Source organism: Methylobacterium sp. PvP105 (assembly GCF_017876975.1).
GTDB classification, from domain to species: Bacteria; Pseudomonadota; Alphaproteobacteria; order Rhizobiales; family Beijerinckiaceae; genus Methylobacterium; species Methylobacterium radiotolerans.
Window position 1 is genome coordinate 2,454,360 of the sequence record NZ_JAGIPA010000001.1, and the last position, 16,011, is coordinate 2,470,370.

General features: G+C 64.1%; 13 protein-coding genes. 7 read left to right on the top strand and 6 right to left on the bottom strand.

Annotated elements, in window-relative coordinates; genetic code table 11:
* The first annotated feature begins 433 nt into the window (after window positions 1-433).
* The gene (locus J3A75_RS11775) at window positions 434-985 is read left to right on the top strand and encodes a PAS domain-containing protein (RefSeq protein ID WP_209650228.1); all 552 of its coding nucleotides are present in this window, start codon (window positions 434-436) and stop codon (window positions 983-985) included.
* Window positions 986-1,297: 312 nt separating this feature from the next.
* On the opposite strand, the gene J3A75_RS11780 is transcribed toward J3A75_RS11775, so the two are convergent.
* A complete protein-coding gene (locus J3A75_RS11780; RefSeq protein WP_209650229.1) occupies window positions 1,298-1,492 on the bottom strand; it encodes a hypothetical protein in 195 nt (64 codons plus the stop codon).
* A 162-nt stretch (window positions 1,493-1,654) separates the two neighbouring features.
* Between J3A75_RS11780 and J3A75_RS11785 the strand changes: the two genes are divergently transcribed.
* From J3A75_RS11785 to J3A75_RS11795, 3 genes are all read left to right on the top strand, one after another.
* Window positions 1,655-1,909 carry a hypothetical protein gene (locus J3A75_RS11785; RefSeq protein ID WP_209650230.1) on the top strand — a complete coding sequence of 85 codons (255 nt, stop codon included), beginning with the start codon at window positions 1,655-1,657 and terminating at the stop codon, window positions 1,907-1,909.
* A 124-nt stretch (window positions 1,910-2,033) separates the two neighbouring features.
* Complete coding sequence (locus J3A75_RS11790) at window positions 2,034-2,444, top strand: TadE/TadG family type IV pilus assembly protein (protein ID WP_209650231.1); 411 nt, start codon at window positions 2,034-2,036, stop codon at window positions 2,442-2,444.
* Window positions 2,444-3,700, top strand: a complete 1,257-nt coding sequence (locus J3A75_RS11795; RefSeq protein WP_209650232.1) for a pilus assembly protein TadG-related protein — start codon at window positions 2,444-2,446, stop codon at window positions 3,698-3,700. Before J3A75_RS11790 ends, J3A75_RS11795 begins: the two co-directional genes overlap by 1 nt.
* A 344-nt stretch (window positions 3,701-4,044) precedes the next feature.
* Here J3A75_RS11795 and J3A75_RS11800 read toward each other — a convergent pair whose 3' ends face one another.
* The 3 genes from J3A75_RS11800 to J3A75_RS11810 form a co-directional block, all read right to left on the bottom strand.
* Window positions 4,045-4,704: a GDYXXLXY domain-containing protein gene (locus J3A75_RS11800; RefSeq protein WP_209650233.1), complete on the bottom strand. Its 660-nt coding sequence runs from the start codon at window positions 4,702-4,704 to the stop codon at window positions 4,045-4,047.
* Window positions 4,701-6,038, bottom strand: a complete 1,338-nt coding sequence (locus J3A75_RS11805; protein WP_209650234.1) for a DUF2157 domain-containing protein — start codon at window positions 6,036-6,038, stop codon at window positions 4,701-4,703. Before J3A75_RS11805 ends, J3A75_RS11800 begins: the two co-directional genes overlap by 4 nt.
* 205 nt (window positions 6,039-6,243) lie before the next feature.
* Window positions 6,244-6,552 carry a hypothetical protein gene (locus tag J3A75_RS11810; protein ID WP_209650235.1) on the bottom strand — a complete coding sequence of 103 codons (309 nt, stop codon included), beginning with the start codon at window positions 6,550-6,552 and terminating at the stop codon, window positions 6,244-6,246.
* 583 nt (window positions 6,553-7,135) lie between these two features.
* Here J3A75_RS11810 and J3A75_RS11815 point away from each other — a divergent pair.
* A complete protein-coding gene (locus J3A75_RS11815) occupies window positions 7,136-7,876 on the top strand; it encodes a carbonic anhydrase (protein ID WP_209650236.1) in 741 nt (246 codons plus the stop codon).
* 390 nt (window positions 7,877-8,266) lie between these two features.
* Here J3A75_RS11815 and J3A75_RS11820 read toward each other — a convergent pair whose 3' ends face one another.
* Complete coding sequence (locus J3A75_RS11820) at window positions 8,267-8,686, bottom strand: TerB family tellurite resistance protein (RefSeq protein ID WP_209650237.1); 420 nt, start codon at window positions 8,684-8,686, stop codon at window positions 8,267-8,269.
* Window positions 8,687-9,216: 530 nt separating this feature from the next.
* On the opposite strand from J3A75_RS11820, the gene J3A75_RS11825 reads away from it, so the two are divergent.
* Complete coding sequence (locus J3A75_RS11825; RefSeq protein ID WP_070999126.1) at window positions 9,217-10,452, top strand: efflux RND transporter periplasmic adaptor subunit; 1,236 nt, start codon at window positions 9,217-9,219, stop codon at window positions 10,450-10,452.
* Between the two features lie 39 nt (window positions 10,453-10,491).
* Entirely contained in the window at window positions 10,492-13,668 is a 3,177-nt protein-coding gene (locus J3A75_RS11830; protein WP_127991227.1) for an efflux RND transporter permease subunit, read from the top strand.
* 108 nt (window positions 13,669-13,776) lie between these two features.
* Here J3A75_RS11830 and J3A75_RS11835 read toward each other — a convergent pair whose 3' ends face one another.
* Window positions 13,777-15,909, bottom strand: a complete 2,133-nt coding sequence (locus J3A75_RS11835) for a carbohydrate porin (RefSeq protein ID WP_209650238.1) — start codon at window positions 15,907-15,909, stop codon at window positions 13,777-13,779.
* Window positions 15,910-16,011: the final 102 nt, after the last annotated feature.

Sequence of the window (16,011 nt, forward strand, 5' to 3'; positions counted from 1 at the left end):
CAGCGTTCGAGCCAGCAGAATTGCGGACGAAGGCCAGGCAGGCGCGGCGAGTTTCCGGGTCTTCGATGGCTCGAAACAACCGGAGGAGTTCGAGCTCATCTGAAGGCCGATGCCTAGCCGCCGTGCTTGGCCACGCGTCGCGGTCGCCCAGGAACATCTCCTCTGAAACCCCAAGGGTTTGCGCGATCCGCTGCAAGGCAGCTTTGGCGGCCTCATTCATCCCGATCACGCTTACAGCTGCGGCTGGATTAAAACCTCATTCCAACCGTAGCGAATGCACTCTTGTTATGTCGGAGAAGTGCACGGATCTCAATCAAACATTGCGTCATTGCGCCGCATTAGACGTCCCATACAAGTACGGATTGACAACTTGTATGACAACCGTGCAGCTACATCTGAACTTAGCCAGAACCTAAACCTGCGGGGAGGCTTCATGATGTTCACTGACGCAATAGCGCCTGCTTTGCAAGCAGCAGGTCTGATTGGCGTCTGGAATACGAATGTTGCAGCAGGTCGTTCCGTCCTGGATGAAGGTGCGGCGGCTATTCTCGCCGGCAATCCTAGCCTGGCCGGGGAGCCACTTTCTCTTGAGGTTGCCTTGGGACGAACCCATCCGGATGACCGCGACTGGGTCTTTGAGCGGATCAGACGGGTTCGCCAAACCGGAGGCCCCTTCTCGGCCGAATTCCGAATCCTTGGCGAAAAGAATGAGGTCCGTTGGATCCTCAATCGGGGCACTCTGGTGCGCGATAAAGCCGGAGCCATGCAGGGGCGCGGCGTCTACATCGACACCACGGACAGCCACAGCAGCCCGTTCATCCATGCCGCTGCCGTTAGACACGATCCTGAAGATCCGCTGATCGCGGCTGCGGATCATTGCATCGAGGTGCATGCGGCGCTCAAGCGCGGCAGTGTCGTCGACCTGCGCCGCTTGTCCGAAACGCTGCTGTTTGGGATCGGGCGTTCCCTAGCGTCACGCCGCTAACCGTTAGAGTCGGCCAAAGGCGCCGACCATCTCATTAAGTCGCGAAGCGGGCAGGCGAACATCCGTCCCGCGCAGCGATTTGCCAGGGTCGTTCGGCCTGTCAATAGAAAAACCGTTTTCCCGACAGGGGCGGGCGGCAGGTTGCGACCCAACCCAGTCGCTCCAACCGCTGTCGTCACTTCTCCTAAGCAGCCGTTTGTGAGCCTTCGTGGATTGCCGCTCTGCCAAACTGCTGGTCGTTCGCTCTCCGTCCCAGAAGGGACGCGACGCGCCTTGTTTCTCTCTAGTGACATTAGTGCCGCTTCGGAGAGCTCATTGTTGTTGCTTCGAGCCGTTTGGAGTAGCCGATTGTAGTGCGGCAAACACCCTTCGCGGGACCAGCACGCCGATGATCTGGCCGTCGGCCGCCTCGAAGCGGACTGCGACAGTATCGCCGCCGTCGATATAGGCGCAATCAAGTAGGGTGCGGACGGCTATAGCCATCGCAGCCGGCGTCTCTTCGAGCATGTTGGACTTCCCTCGTGCTCGGCAGATACCATGTACAGCAAAATCCATACCTCACGATCGCGTGAGGTTCGACCGGAGGTTTGGCACAGATTGAACGGGGTGATCGTCGCGGGCTCCGGAGGCATGAGACGGCGAGCGCCAGGAGGAGCTTCGGGGGGGGGCATGTCGGAGACCTTGATCCATCAGCTGCTGCAACAGAATGCGGAGATCATAACGGTTGATCAGGAGGTCGCTGCACTGCTGCATCGGCTGCGAGTGTTGCACCGAGAGGGGCGGGACAAATCGGAGGCCGCAGGTCTCTTGGTGACGAAGCTGAAGCGGCTTTTCCGGCTGCGCGACCAGCGGGACCGCGACCTTCAGAGGGCGGCAGATACAGCAGAATGGCGTTGCCAGGCCGCGCGAACCAGCCATCAGTAGACGTCATGCTGGTCATAGCCTGTTAATTATTGAGTCAATTTGGCTGCCTATAACCAGTCCAACAAGGCCGACGCCGTAGCCGAGCTCGTATACCATTCCAGGCATTACGGTTCAGACACTGACAATGGTATCGCGTTTGCTCTGGAAACTGCGCACTGACCGTTCGGGTGCGTCCGCTGTCGAGTTCAGCCTCGTAGCGCCCCTCTTCGTCGGCCTGATGATGGCCATCTGCGAGTTCTCGTTCGCCTTCTTCACGCTGACCTCCGCGCAGCAAGCGGTATGGACGGAAGCGCGCCAGCTCGCGCTCGGTCGCGTCACAACGACCACCGCCCATGATGCCGTCGTGGCGGCCCTCCCACGCTGGGCGCAGGGCCGAGCGATGGTAACAGCCGACAAGGATCCCGCTGACGCCACCCGCTATCTGGTCACAGCCGCGATACCCCTCACCAGCGCGGCGCCGACGAACTTCTTCGCGAGCCTCTACGGCACCCGATCGATGACCGCCTCCGCAACCCTGCCCCAGGAAACGCAGTGATGCGGGGGTTCTGGCGCGATGAAGAGGGCGGCATAACGCTCCTTTCCGCACTGACCATGCCGGTCATGCTCGGCGTCGGCGCCTTCGCCGTGGATCTGGGTGTGCTGCGATACAACGCCATGCGCTTGCAGATCGCCGCCGACGCAGGAGCGGTGGCAGGCGTGCGCCAGCTGCCAGACACGGCAAAAGCCATTCAGACCGCAGTCTCGCTGGCCAACCTGAATGCCCCTCCCAATGCCGGGCAGGTCACGCTCGCCAGCGACGTCGAATTGGTCTTCTACGACGCCTCGACCAAAACGTACCGACCGGCAGATGCCAATGCACCCGCGAACGCCGTGCGGGTGACCGCGTCCAGAGACGAGGCGCATCAGAACCGGGTGCTCGGCTTCTTCTCGCGCTTTGCCGGCTCTGCCGGCCCATTCAGCTTGTCGGCCCACTCAATCGCGATCACGGCCACCGACGGGGATGGTGGCGCTGGTACGGCCTGCCTGTACGCGCTTGACCCCACGAACTCAGATACACTCACGATTGTCGGCAGCACGACGGTTAAGCTGAACTGCGCGGCGCGCGCAAAGTCCTCCGCGGCAACTGCAATCTCGTCGAAGGGCAATGCTGCGCAGATGACAGCGACGTCGATCTGCCAGACGACGTCGCCGTCGCAGAACCCACGCGGCTACAGCCCGGCCATCTCGAAGTGCGGCTCCCCTACGGCAGACCCGCTCGCAAATGTCGCCGAACCCACCCCCGTCAATTGCAAGGCAGGCGGCACGTTGAACGGCACTGTGACATCGGGCTGCTTCACTGGCGCGACGACGTTCAGGGGGAGTGTCACACTCGCGGCGGGGACCTACTATTTCAAAGGTGCTTCGGTCAAGATAAACAGCAACGCCAGCATATCGGGATCGGGTGTAACGATGTTTCTCGATGCGACTTCCTCGCTAGACATCGTCGGCACACCGTCGATCAGCCTGACAGCCCCAAGTAACGGCGCTCTCCAAGGCATTGTTCTATTTCAGTCGCGTTCATCGACCGGCGCGTCACTTTCGATCAGCGGCAATTCCACCGTGTTCCTAGACGGGGTTTTGTATGCGCCGGCCACGTCGGTGACGTTCACAGGCAATGGTACGACCACAAACCCTGCTCGCTTTGGGTCGGTGATCGCCTCGCAGGTGCACTTCACCGGCAACTCGGCCTTCACGTTCGGCTCGACGCTGCCAAGCGCGACATCAGGCGGCCATTCTGTACTCGTGAACTAGTGGAGTAAAGCTGACGGTTAGCACTGGTCACCCATCATTAAATGGGATACCTCCGCCGTCAACCTGAGCAAGAAAGGCGCTTGGGAACTCAGATGGAACATGCGCCTGAGCGGCGGCAACGTCAGCTCTCATGCATCGCAGCCCGGGAAGCGGATCGGCCGCATTCCACCCACCTTGGTCATTTGAAGACATAACCCCGTGGGACCGTGTCTGGCCAAGAACCGAGATCCGACGGGTACCGTAATTTCGCCTCCGTCACCGTAGAACGTCCACCGTTCCCTAAGCGCCGAGGCTAAGAAACCGAGGCAGGCGCGCTGGGCGACGTCGCTCACAACCTCCTTATTTCACCAGAGGCGGGCCGTCCTGGCGAAGGTTTTGCCCGCCACCGTGATCCCGTCGATTACCGCCGTTCCGTCCGACACCACGCGCACGTCAACCAGGACGTCCTTGCGCGCCGTCCGATCAAGCTTGCCCGGAACACCCTGCGCTCCGTACCAGCGCTCGATGCCATAGGTCACGACGCCCGTCAGACAGGCTGGACGGTCGCACGTGGTGGGCTCCGCCGGCTGGCCGTTCGTCCTGGCCCGAACGCTGAGTGGAGCCCCCTGACGCACAAGCGTCCCGGATGCCAAACGGCCTTTGATGAACAAGCCGTCCTCTGCCGGTCCCGCGAACCGGGCCTCCTCCGCCCTGTGGACGCCATCGGCGTCGACAGACAGCCGGACGTAGACGTCGCGCCCCGCATCCAGCCGGCAACTCTCGCGGGCCTCGAGATCGCAGGCCATCGGCGTCGTCCTCGCGCCGACCCCCTGCAACCGCCCGATCTCGTAGGCGAGCACGCTGTACTCGCCGCGCAGGAGGTCGCGGGGGTCCCGGGTTTCAACGGCCAAGCGAACTGCACGCCCGTCATTCAGCCGCTGTGTCTGTTGCCATGCCAGGTTCACCGAGGGTGAGACCTGGATCGCCAGCAGACCGGCGAAAGCGAGCCCGAGAAGGCCTTTCATGCCGTCCTCCCGGCGATACGGCGGGTGGCCCAGCGGCAGGCGACCAACGCGAGACTGAGCATAAGTGCGCACAGCAGCAGATTGCCGGAGAACGCGATCAGGTTGCGGGAGGCGGCGAGCATCGCGATCGTGATGCCTGCAGTCAGCGCCATGCCCCAGCCGTAGAGTTCACGCCTGCCTTCCAGATCACCGGCGACGACAAGCATAAGGCCCGGGACGATGCCGCCCCACACGGTCCAGAAGGTCGAGGGCTCCCGGCCTCCGCCGGCGATGAGCCAGACCGTGAGCGCCGTCGCGGCCGCGGCGAGAACCAGGAGATCGCTCGTGAGGGCGGTCGCGCGTGAGGGCCATCGAAAGCGCGTTATGACCGCTGCTGCGAGTGCGATCGCGCCAAACGCCAATGGTACCGTGAAGGTCGAGCGCGCTCCGCCGAAGCCGAGCGTGCGCACCGCGACCATGATGATGCCGAGCAGGCAGAGGCCGACAGCCGCGCGCATGAGAGCATGCGCCCCGTCGCGCAGACGCAATGCCGCTCCGCCTGGAGGTTGGAAGCGCGTCAGCCCGTGGCCGAGGGCGAGAGCGAGCGCGGCCACGATCAGAATGCGGTCGGGCGGCAGGAGGAATGTCAGGCCGGCCGGTGCGCCGCCGAGATGGTTGGTCAGAACAACCAGGATCAGGAGTAGCGTGAACTCCCGAGCCGGCAACCAGCTGGACAGGCTCGCGAGGAACAGCGCCGGACCGACGACCCAAAACCAGAGCCCGGCACCAGAGGCGATATCCGCGCGCAGCGTCGCGAGGTCGAGTTCGCCAAAGCTTACATCGGCCGCGATGAGGGCGAGGCAGGCGACGACGGCCGCGCCGCCCGAGCGCGCGACGAGCGCCGTCGCCAATCCGAGGACGGCGACGGTGCAGGCGAAGCCGCGGGGATCCGCAGCGACGTGAAAGGTCTGTCCGACGAAGGCCAGGGTAGCTGCCGCGATGGCCAGGGACAGCGTCGCGAGCCCATCGACGAACCTGCCAGCCCACCCCGGTCGCTCGCGGGCTTGGCGAGCCGCGGCGATGTAGGTGCCCAACACGGCCGCGGCGTTGATGAGCAGCAGAACGACCAGCCGGGACGCAGGCGAGAGCCCGGACCAGTTCGCCGCCACGAACGCGATGATCGAGGGAGCCATCAGCAGGAGGATGCACAGGCTCAGCGCCGCCTGTAGATGCTTGGAACCGCGTGGGGCGAGGGCATGGGCGGCGATGCGTTCCGCCTGCTCCGGCTGGAGCAGGCCGCGCTCCTGCCAATCACGCAGATCACGTCGCAGGCGTGCGGAGTAGGAGAGCGGCATCAGTAGCTTTCGAGCGGTTCCAAGCACCGTGACAGGTTGAGTCTTAAAGCGACGCTATTTCAATCGAAGGTGATGCCCCATACCTCGGATGATGCTGACCACAGCGTGAATATATCGGTTTGCTCCAGTGCCTCCAATCCGAGGGGAAACAGACTAATCCCCTCTCGGGCGCGTCAGGGAACTTGCCGCCGAATGAAGCAAAGGATCAGTTGATCAGACAGAACCCGGCATCCTCGCGATCGATGCCGCCGACACGCTTGCCGGCCTCGCAGGGCGGAGCGACCGCGCGGACTTCTTGGATACGCGGCGAAGGAGGCGTCGGGGGCACTGTAACCCGTTGGAGCTTCGGCGTCGGCTCAGCGTTGGCAGCGACATCAGATGCGGCCGCGATCGGCGCTGCCGTTGCAGCGGCCGCGACGGCAGCCTGGCCCGGCGTGATGACGATTGCAGGCCGGTAGCCGATCCGGCTGACGGAGCCAGCCTGAACCTGCAGAGCGGCCGTGGGGGGAAGCATCGAAGGTCGCTGGGGCGCTACCGTGCGTCCGAAGGGCAAACGGATTCGAGCGCGAGCCTCGGCAGCGTCGATGCTCCCCACAAGCGATAGAACCGCCACACCAACCGCAAGCCACGTCCGCATGGATCAACTCCTTCGCATGCGGCGAGCATGCCAGGACTTTGATGAAGGAGTGCTGCGTGGTTGGCTCGCTTTCGATAGATTGGAATAAGGATCTGGGCCACACCTCCGCGTAGGGCCATCCCCACGCCGTCCAAATCGGTGCTCATCATCCTGTTTTGGATCGCGCCTGCTGCGAAAGGCGGGGAATGAACCGGCGGCAACCCTCTCAGGTGACGGTGGATCTGCATGGAAGCGTCAGCGAGTGGGCGACAGCGTCTGCTTAGTTGCGCCGATCGCTCAGAAGCAGAACGGAAGATTTCCACCCCTAGCAGCCGTTATACTATTTGGATAATTCACTGTCTGTAATTCTATGCCGATTGAAGAAATCCGGCAGTGTAATATTAAATCGCTTGTCGTCCGATGCGCGCTTGGTTCCACCGCGGGGCGGCTGACCTCTCGGAACCTAGAGGGATCTGCCACCATGTCCACGCTCTGTGAATGCTACGCCGATGCCGGCCGCCTCCAGCTCGGCCGCAGACGCCTTCTGATAGGGGCCGCAGGCGTCCTGGCAGCGTCCGCGCTGCCGAGCGGTGCCGTTCAGGCTGCATCACAGATGGCGAAGACCTCCCTCTCGCCCACAGATGCGCTCAAAATGATGAAGGAGGGCAACGAGAACTTCCGGAACGAGGCGCCCTCACTGGCAGCCAACGGACGTGAGCGTCGTCTCGAGCTTGCCCGAGGTCAGGCACCGTTCTGCGTGCTGGTGGGCTGTTCGGACAGCCGCGTCTCGCCCGAGATCCTGTTCGGTCGTGGTCTCGGAGAGCTATTCATTGTCCGGAACGCCGGCAACACCGTCGACACAGCGGCGCTCGGGAGCATTGAGTATGCGGTTGGCGTCCTGGGCGTGCCCCTCGTCGTCGTGCTCGGGCATCAATCCTGTGGTGCCGTCGCGGCGGCGGTCGACGTCGTAGAGAAGAACGCAACGTTCCCAGGCGTCATTGGGGAGATGGTGCAACCGATTGTGCCGGCCGTGCTGGAGGCCAAGGCCCAGGGAGGCGACCTCCTGGAAGCCTCCGTGCGGAGCAACGCGCGCCGCGTCGCCAAGCGGCTGACAACCCAGAGCCTGGTGATCACCGGCGCGCTCAACCAAGGAAAGGTCAAAGTCGTCGGCGCGCGTTATGGGCTGTCCGACGGACACATCGAATGGATGGAGGATATCTGAGGGCTGTGGGTCGGTGAGGAACGGACGGTCCACCGGTCGCCAGTTGCGCCCGGTGGACCGTCCAAGCAAATACGACTTGATCCAGGTAGAGTTGGTGTGAACTACGTCACCGCCTCGTGGCGCCCGCCCCTAAATCACAACAACACATCCACGTGGGCCGCATGAGATCTGCTTGGTGAGTTCGGCGCCCCAGCAGATAGAAAATTGGGCCTATAGCATTCCGGAAGGCAAGCAGACCGTCTTCCGTGGCGCGATTGGCCCGCGGCCCAAAGAGAGCGCCGTACTCGGCCGGCTATAATTTGGCCAGATCCGGAAACAGTGGACCGACGCGAAGCGGCCATGCGGACGAAGCTACCAACCATCTGATTGTTGGGGTAACGGCCCGCGCGTTCAGCGATCTAGAACGGCGCGGTCATTCTTGGCGACCAGCGTGCGGAAATGCGGCGTCAGCTCGCTCTCCGTCAGCCCGAAAGCCTGAGCGAACTGCAGAATCAACCGCTCCTCGCCCGGCTCGGCCTCGCCATCCGACATGGCGCTGTCGATCATGTTCAGCACGATGCAAAGTTTCTGCTCCGGCCGCAGCTTGGTGGCCACTTCGCCGAGGAACTGGTCCGGCGGGGTCGAGCGCATATACTTGAGGACTGCGTCCAACTGCTGCCGTGTCGCGTTGCGACCGAGAACGGACATCAGGTGACCAACCTCCTCCGGATCGATCTCGCCATCGGATGCCATGCAGTAGAGCAGGGAGACAGCCAGGCAGTTGCGCGGCGAAAGGTCGAGCGACGATTGGGACTTGAACATGTTGAACATAATCAGGTCTCTCCGTGCGGCACGGCGCCCTTTGATCACCGGCGGCGCTTCATAAAGTACGAAACTGCCAGTGTCTATCACTAAGGCTTGATTAAGGCTCGCAACTTTATTGTTGCCTGCCGGATTAATCTTGCGCGGTGCACGTGTCCTATCCTGGCGATAGCGCTCGATGAGTCGCTAAGCAGAGAGCTCCTTCGCACGGGGGTCTCAAAGCGCCTTGCTCTCACGAAGAATGACCAGCCGGCAAAGCGCTGCGGTCGGCGGCCGTCTCTCGGCCAAGACCTCATCAACCCCTTGGATGGAAAATTTAACTTGAAGCAAAATCGCATGTCGCAGTGAGTTAGCCAGCTAAATCTTGCGTCACAGCGTCGAATAGTCACGATTCACCGTCTTCAATGTGTCACAAGAGTGCCAAGAGCGATTATTTTCTGCCTCTCGAGAACTTTAGTGACGCTCAACTCTTTAGTTCGCGGAAAATCCAGAGCCGGTGAGTCTCGGCGCGCAATCAACGCGGGTGGGTGTATCTCGTTATGACGGCATCATGGGACTCGGCCCATCCGCTCAAAGGACTGAGTTGCACGGCTCAGATCGCCATCGTGGTGTTCTGTGCCGCTTGCGGCGTCGCGGCATGGCGTTTCTTCCCTCAGCCGGCAACGGCGGCTTCGACGACTCTCACGTCCCCGGCCCAATCCGGTTTCCCCCTGACGGATGCCCAGCTCGCGGCAGTGACGAGCGAGGCCGTCGAGCAGCGACAATTCTTCGAGGAGATCGTCACGGAAGGAAAAATCGGGGTCGACGAGTATCAGTCGACGCCGATCTTCTCGCCCTATCCCGGTCGAGTAGTGTCCATCTTCGCGCGCACCGGCGAGCAGGTTGTGAAAGGTCAGCACCTGTTCTCGATTCAGGCCAATGAGATGGTCCAGGCACAGAACGACTACCTCGCGGCGCTGAACGTCCTAAACAAGGCGCGCTCGCAACTCACCTTCGCGCAGGCCGCCGAGAAGCGCCAGCGCGATCTCTACGAGAACCGCGTCACCACGCTGCGCGAACTGCAGGGCGTCCAGAACGACCTCAACACGGCGAGCAGCGACTTCAAAACCGCCGAGGTCGGCTTGGAGGCCGTGCGCAACCGTCTGCGCATCCTCGGCCTGCGCGACGACGAAATGGCGCGCCTTCAGAACGGGGCGATCAACCCCGAGACGGCGATCAACGCCCCGCTGAACGGAACCATCATCCAGCGCAAGATCGGCCCCGGCCAGTATGTTACGACGAGCGGGGGAGAGCCCTCCTACATCATCGGTGATCTGTCCAAGGTCTGGCTCATCGTGCAGCTGCGCGAGGCTGACCTCGCCCGAGTCTCGATGGGCGGGCGACTTCAGTTCCGGGTGCTCTCCCATCCCGACCGGGCCTTCGAGGGGCGCATCAACTTCATCGGCTCCTCGGTCGATCCCGCGACCCGGCGGATCACCGTGCGCGCCGACATCGAAAATCCGCATCGCATCCTCAAGCCAGAAATGTATGCGAGCGTGCGTATCATCAACGAGCGCGAGCATCTCTCCACCGCTGTGCCGCGGGCTGCCGTAGTGCTGGAGGGACCGAAGGCGAGCGTCTGGGTCCTGAAGTCCGGCAACGTGGTCGAGAGCCGCCGCGTCCGCACCGGCATCATCGACGGCGGCAACATCGAGGTCCTCGAAGGCCTCACGGTCGGCGAGCGGGTGATCTCGCGAGGTTCCCTATTCATCGACCGCATGGTGACCCGGGGCTGATGCGCCCGACAGTTTCGGTTCAGGCCTGAAAGGACGCGCATGAGACTCATCGTCGAGCACGCACTGCGCCAACGCGCCCTTGTGGTGCTGGCGTTCGTACTCCTGCTCGCCGCGGGCTTGGTGGCCTTCCGAACCCTCAACATCGAAGCCTATCCGGACCCGACGCCGCCCATGGTGAACGTGATCACCCAGGCGCCCGGGCTCTCCGGCGAGGAGATCGAGCGCTACGTCACAGTACCAATCGAGGCGATCACCGCGGGGCTGCCGAACCTCAAGCAGGTACGCACCGTCTCGCTCTACGGCCTGTCCGACGTGAAGCTGCAGTTCGGCTTCGAGTTCAACTATCGTGAAGCGGAGCAGCAAGTTCTGAACCGGATCGCCCAGCTTGATCCGCTTCCGAACGGCGCCAAGCCCACTATCTCGCCCGTAAGCCCCATCGGCGAGATATTCCGATACAAGCTCACTGCTCCCGAGGGCTACAGCATCCTCGACCTTAAGTCCCTGCAGGATTGGGTTCTGCGCCGGCTGTTCAAAGCGGTGCCCGGCGTGATCGATGTGATCGGCTGGGGCGGCAAGACCAAGACCTTCGAGATCGCGGTCGACCTCGACCGCCTCACCGCCCACGGCCTCACCCTCGCGGGGGTGGTTAAGACGCTCAACGACAGCAACCTCAACGTCGGCGGCAACCGGATCAGCCTCGGTAGTCAGTCGGCAGTGGTGCGCGGTGTCGGCCTGATCCGTTCCACCGACGACATCGAGGAGACAGTGCTGAGCCAGTCCAGCGGAGCCCCGGTGCTCGTACGCGACGTGGCCTCGGTCTCGATCGGGCACCAGCCCCGCCTCGGCATCGCGGGAATGAACGAGGACGACGACATCGTCCAGGGCATCGTGCTCATGCGCCGGGGCGAGCAGAGCACGCCGGCGATCGAGGCGGTGAAGGCCGAGGTCGAGCGGATCGAGGCGGCCGGTATCCTGCCGCCGGGCGTGAAGATCGAGCGGATCTACGACCGAGCCGACCTCATCGCGGTGACGACCCATACCGTGCTGCACAACATGCTGTTCGGGATCGTCCTGATCCTGATCGTGCAGTGGCTCTTCCTCGGCAACCTGCGCAGCGCGCTCATCGTCGTAGCCACGATCCCCTTCGCCCTGTTCTTCGCCGTCATCATCCTGGTCGCCCGGGGCGAGTCCGCAAACCTCCTTTCGGTGGGGGCGCTCGATTTCGGCCTGATCGTCGACGGCACCGTCATCATGGTCGAAGCGATCTTCCGGCGTCTCTCGGGACACGGGCCGCCATCGACCTCTGGGCCGCCACTCGCGTTCACGGGCAAGCTCGGAAACATCCTGCGGGCATCGAACGACGTCAGCCGCTCGATCGTCTTCGCCGCTATCATCATCGTCACCGGCTTCCTACCGCTCTTCACGCTCACCGGCGTCGAGGGCCACATCTTCGGGCCGATGGCGCAGACTTACGCCTACGCCCTCCTCGGCGGCCTGATCGCGACCTCCACGGTCACGCCCGTGCTCTCCGCCTACCTGCTGCCGGATCATGTGCGCGAGGTCGAGACCGTGCTGGTGCGGGTGCTCGACCGCCTCTACCGCCCAGCGATCCGGGTGGCGCTGGCCAACCGCATCGTGACGCTGGGCCTCGCCGCGATCCTGGCCTGCGGTGTCGGGGCCGCCGGGCGTAGCCTCGGCCTCGAATTCCTTCCAAAGCTCGAAGAGGGCAACCTCTGGGTGCGCGCCACCATGCCGGCGACGATCTCGCTCGCCGAGGGTAATCGCTACGTCAACCGCATCCGGCGGATCATCGCCGCGGTGCCCGAGGTCGAGCGGGTCGTCTCCCAGCACGGCCGTCCGGACGATGGTACCGATGCAGCCGGCTTCTTCAACGGCGAGTTCTTCGCGCCGCTGAAGCCCACGGACCAGTGGCGGGCCGGCGTGAGCAAGGAGACGATGACTACGGACTTGCTCGACCGGCTGCGCCGCGAGTTCCCCGGCATCGAGTTCAACCTGTCCCAGTACCTGCAGGACAACGTTGCCGAGGCGGTCTCAGGCATCAAGGGCGAGAACTCGTTCAAGGTGTTTGGCCCCGACCTGCAGGTCCTTACCGACGTGGCGCGCCGCGTCGAGTCCGTGCTCAGGGACATTCCGGGCGTGACCGACCTCGGCGTCTTCACCTCTCTCGGCCAGCCAACCGTCCAGATTCACGTCGACCGGGTCCGGGCCTCCCGCTACGGCCTGACGCCAGGTGACATCAACGCCACGGTGCGCACGGCAATTGGCGGCGACAGCGCGGGAGACCTCTACGATTCGGGGAGTGACCGACATTACCCCATTGTCGTGCGCCTCGCCCAGCAGTTCCGGCAGAGCGTCCAGGCCATCCGTAACCTGCGGATCGCGGGCCAGGGCCCGAACGGCGCGGTGATCCAGGTGCCACTGAACGAGGTGGCGAGCGTCGAACTGGTCTCGGGTCCGGCCTACATCTACCGCGAGGGGCAGGGGCGTTATCTGCCTGTAAAGTTCAGCGTCCGCGACCGGGACCTCGGCAGCACCATCCTGGAAGCGCGAGAGCGCGTGGCCGCCGAGGTCAAGCTGCCGGCCGGCTACCGCCTGGAACTCGTCGGCGAGTTCAACAACATGCAGGGCGCGTTGGACCGCCTTTCGGTGACGGTGCCCCTGGCGGTCGGCCTCATCGCAATCCTGCTGTTCGTCAACTTTGGCTCTGTCGTCGACACGCTCCTGGCGCTGAGCGTCATCCCTATGGCTGCTGCCGGAGGCGTCCTCGCCCTCGTTCTGACCGGGACGCCCTTCAGCGTCTCGGCGGCGATCGGCTTCATCGCGCTCCTCGGCATCGCCGTCATGGACGGGATCATCGTCATCGCGCACTTCAACGACCTGATCGCCCGCGGGGAGGAGCGGGTCCAGGCCATGCTCAAGACGTGCGCGACCCAGATGCGACCGGTGGTTATGACCTGTGTAGTGGCCGGCGTTGGCCTTCTGCCGGCTGCTTTCTCCTCGGGAGTTGGCTCTCAGGTTCAGAAGCCCCTTGCCCTCGTGGTCGTCGGCGGCATGAGCCTCGCACCGGTGCTGATTCTCCTGATCCTGCCGGCCCTCGTCCTAGCCTTCTCACGGCGCGCCCCTGGGGCAGCCCCACAGGAGGCATCGGTGTCGGATCCGCATGAGAGCCGCAACCTCGCACAGGTCGGAGGCTAATGCGCCACACGCTCCTCACTTGATCGGGATTGTCCTGATCTGCCTGCCCCGACAACAACTGGGAAACTGTCAGGCTGGCCATGATCGGTGGCAAGCTCCGGCGCCCGTTCAGAAATCCACATGCAGGCGGGCGGCGAGGAAGTCTGCTGGACCCCGGTCGCCGTTGTAGGCTGGGTTCTCGACATGCTGGTAGTCGAACGTCACCGTCATCGCCTTCGTCAGGCTCACCGCGTAGAATGCCTCGAACGCACTCTCGGGTGCGTAACGAGTCAACCGCCCGTCACCGATGAGCAGGCCCAGGCCGCCGACCGCGAAGAAAGCCCGATGGGCCGGGGTGATGCCGTTGACTGCGGCACCGATCCCTACGGTGTCGTTGGGCCGTCCCCAGGCCGCGCCCTTCAGAGAGAACCCGCCGGAGAGCGAGCGGTCGATGTCGGTGAACGACAGGCTCTCGTTGCGCCCGTCGTTGAAGCTCGCCCGTGCGAACAGGCCGAGGTCGTCCGTCAGTTCCTGCTCCAGGTTGGCGTAGAAGCCGGTCTTGCGGCGCGGGCGGCGCGTCAGAGTGGTTGCTGCCACGGCGTCGTCGAACACACCCGCTTGAGTCAGTGCTGCCACCTGACGGAAGTCGGCGACGTTGCCGACGTTCGAGAAGAAGCCGAGCCGCAGCACACCCGGCCGGTCGAGCGCCAGCATCCGGTAGCGCCCCTCGAACTCGACGTTCAGCCCAGCCCGCTCGAAAATCCGCGGGTCGAGAACGTCGCTGGAGGGCTGCTTGGGCACCTGCGTGTAGGCGGCCCGGATCGCGAACTCTTTACGGTTGTACTCGGCCATCACGCCCTGCGTGAACCCAGGCAGGTTCGCCGGGAAGTCCCAGGCGGACGATGCCCAGAGCGACCAGTTGAAGAAGTCAACGCGCGGGTCGTGGGCGTAGCGGTTGCCGTCGAAGAAGTCGCCGAGAGCGAACTTGCCGGCGACCACGGTGATCCGCTCGATGTCGCGCCGGGTCGCCACTTGGTTCGGGCCGTCCGGCACGTCCTCGGTCTCGCCACCCAGCCCGAAGGTCTGGCGCACGAAGTAGCGGTTCGAGCGGAGGCGTGGGAAGGCCGCGCCCGCCTTCTGGGCCTCACCGTTGACGAAGCCGGCCACGCCCGTCGTGCCCGACAGCCCGAAGCCCTGGCTGAACTCCGGATTGTAGTAGAGTTCGGTGCCCTCCCACAGTTTGAGGCCGAGGAAGATCGTCGCCGTCGTAGTCTGCTGCGTTTGGCGCGGCACAAGGCTCTGCGGGCCGAGATAGGGCGAGCGGAAACCCGGAACGCCCTGCGCGATCAGGGTCGTCTGCCCGTGTAGGGAGAAGCGGTCGCCTCCACCGTCGCCCGGGTCGTGTGGGGCGGCTTCGTCCTCCTCCGGCGGCAGGCGCAGGCCCTCCGGGAACCAGATCAGGCGGACGAACATCTGGTTGCCAGTGGCCGACGCCTGAGTCGACACGGGTCCGCCCGCCGGTCCCGGCACCGCGCCGAGGCCGAACCTGCGGCTCTCGCCGAAGTCGACGTAGCGGTAGTCGATGCCGAGCGCGAAGTTCGGGTGGAAGGCGAACTGGATGCCCGCGCCGAGCGTGAAGCCGAGGTAGCCCTGCTCCGCGCGTGCCGCCACCGTGCCGCCGTTGGCCAAGTCCGGGTAGGTAGCAAGGAAGCGCGAGTTCGCGCCTGCTAGGCCGAAGCTGGCGTAGACGAGGTAGCGCTCGAAGCTGTAGCCGATGCGCGCACGCAGGGAGCCGTAGAGGTCCGTCTTGGCGCGCAGGAGGCTGCCGTCGACGTCGATCTCCTCGTAGCCGAAACCGGGTGTAGCCAGCGCCAGCGGTCGCTTGAGGTTGGCCGCGGAGAGGTCGGCCTCGACGCCGTAGGCCCAGCGTCCGGTCTGCCACGTCCAGCCCCCGAAGAGGCCGCCGACCGCGGTGGTGGCGTTCTGGCCTCGATCGCGGCTACCAGTCGCGTCGCCCGTCCGGAACACCTCGACCGGCCGCCCTCCGACAACCGTCCGGTCGAAGTTGAAGGCACCGTAGGACGCCCCCGCGCTCGCCTGCACGCCGAGGTATCCGCCCGACCAGTCCACGAAGGCCGGGAGCGTCGCCCCCTCCCTTCTCGGGAGATCTGCCGCCCGGGAGAGACCGGGCGACAGAAGGATGGCGAGGCCGCAGACGCCGGCGAGCCAGTCGATGCACGGGGGAAGCGCCCGATCCCTCATTCGCCGTCTGTTCCAAGGTGTCCGTTCCCCGCGAACAGTCACGATGAACCGGCGGAGTCAAAGCGGTCCGGCTTCGACAGTAGGAAGATCACGCAAACGAGA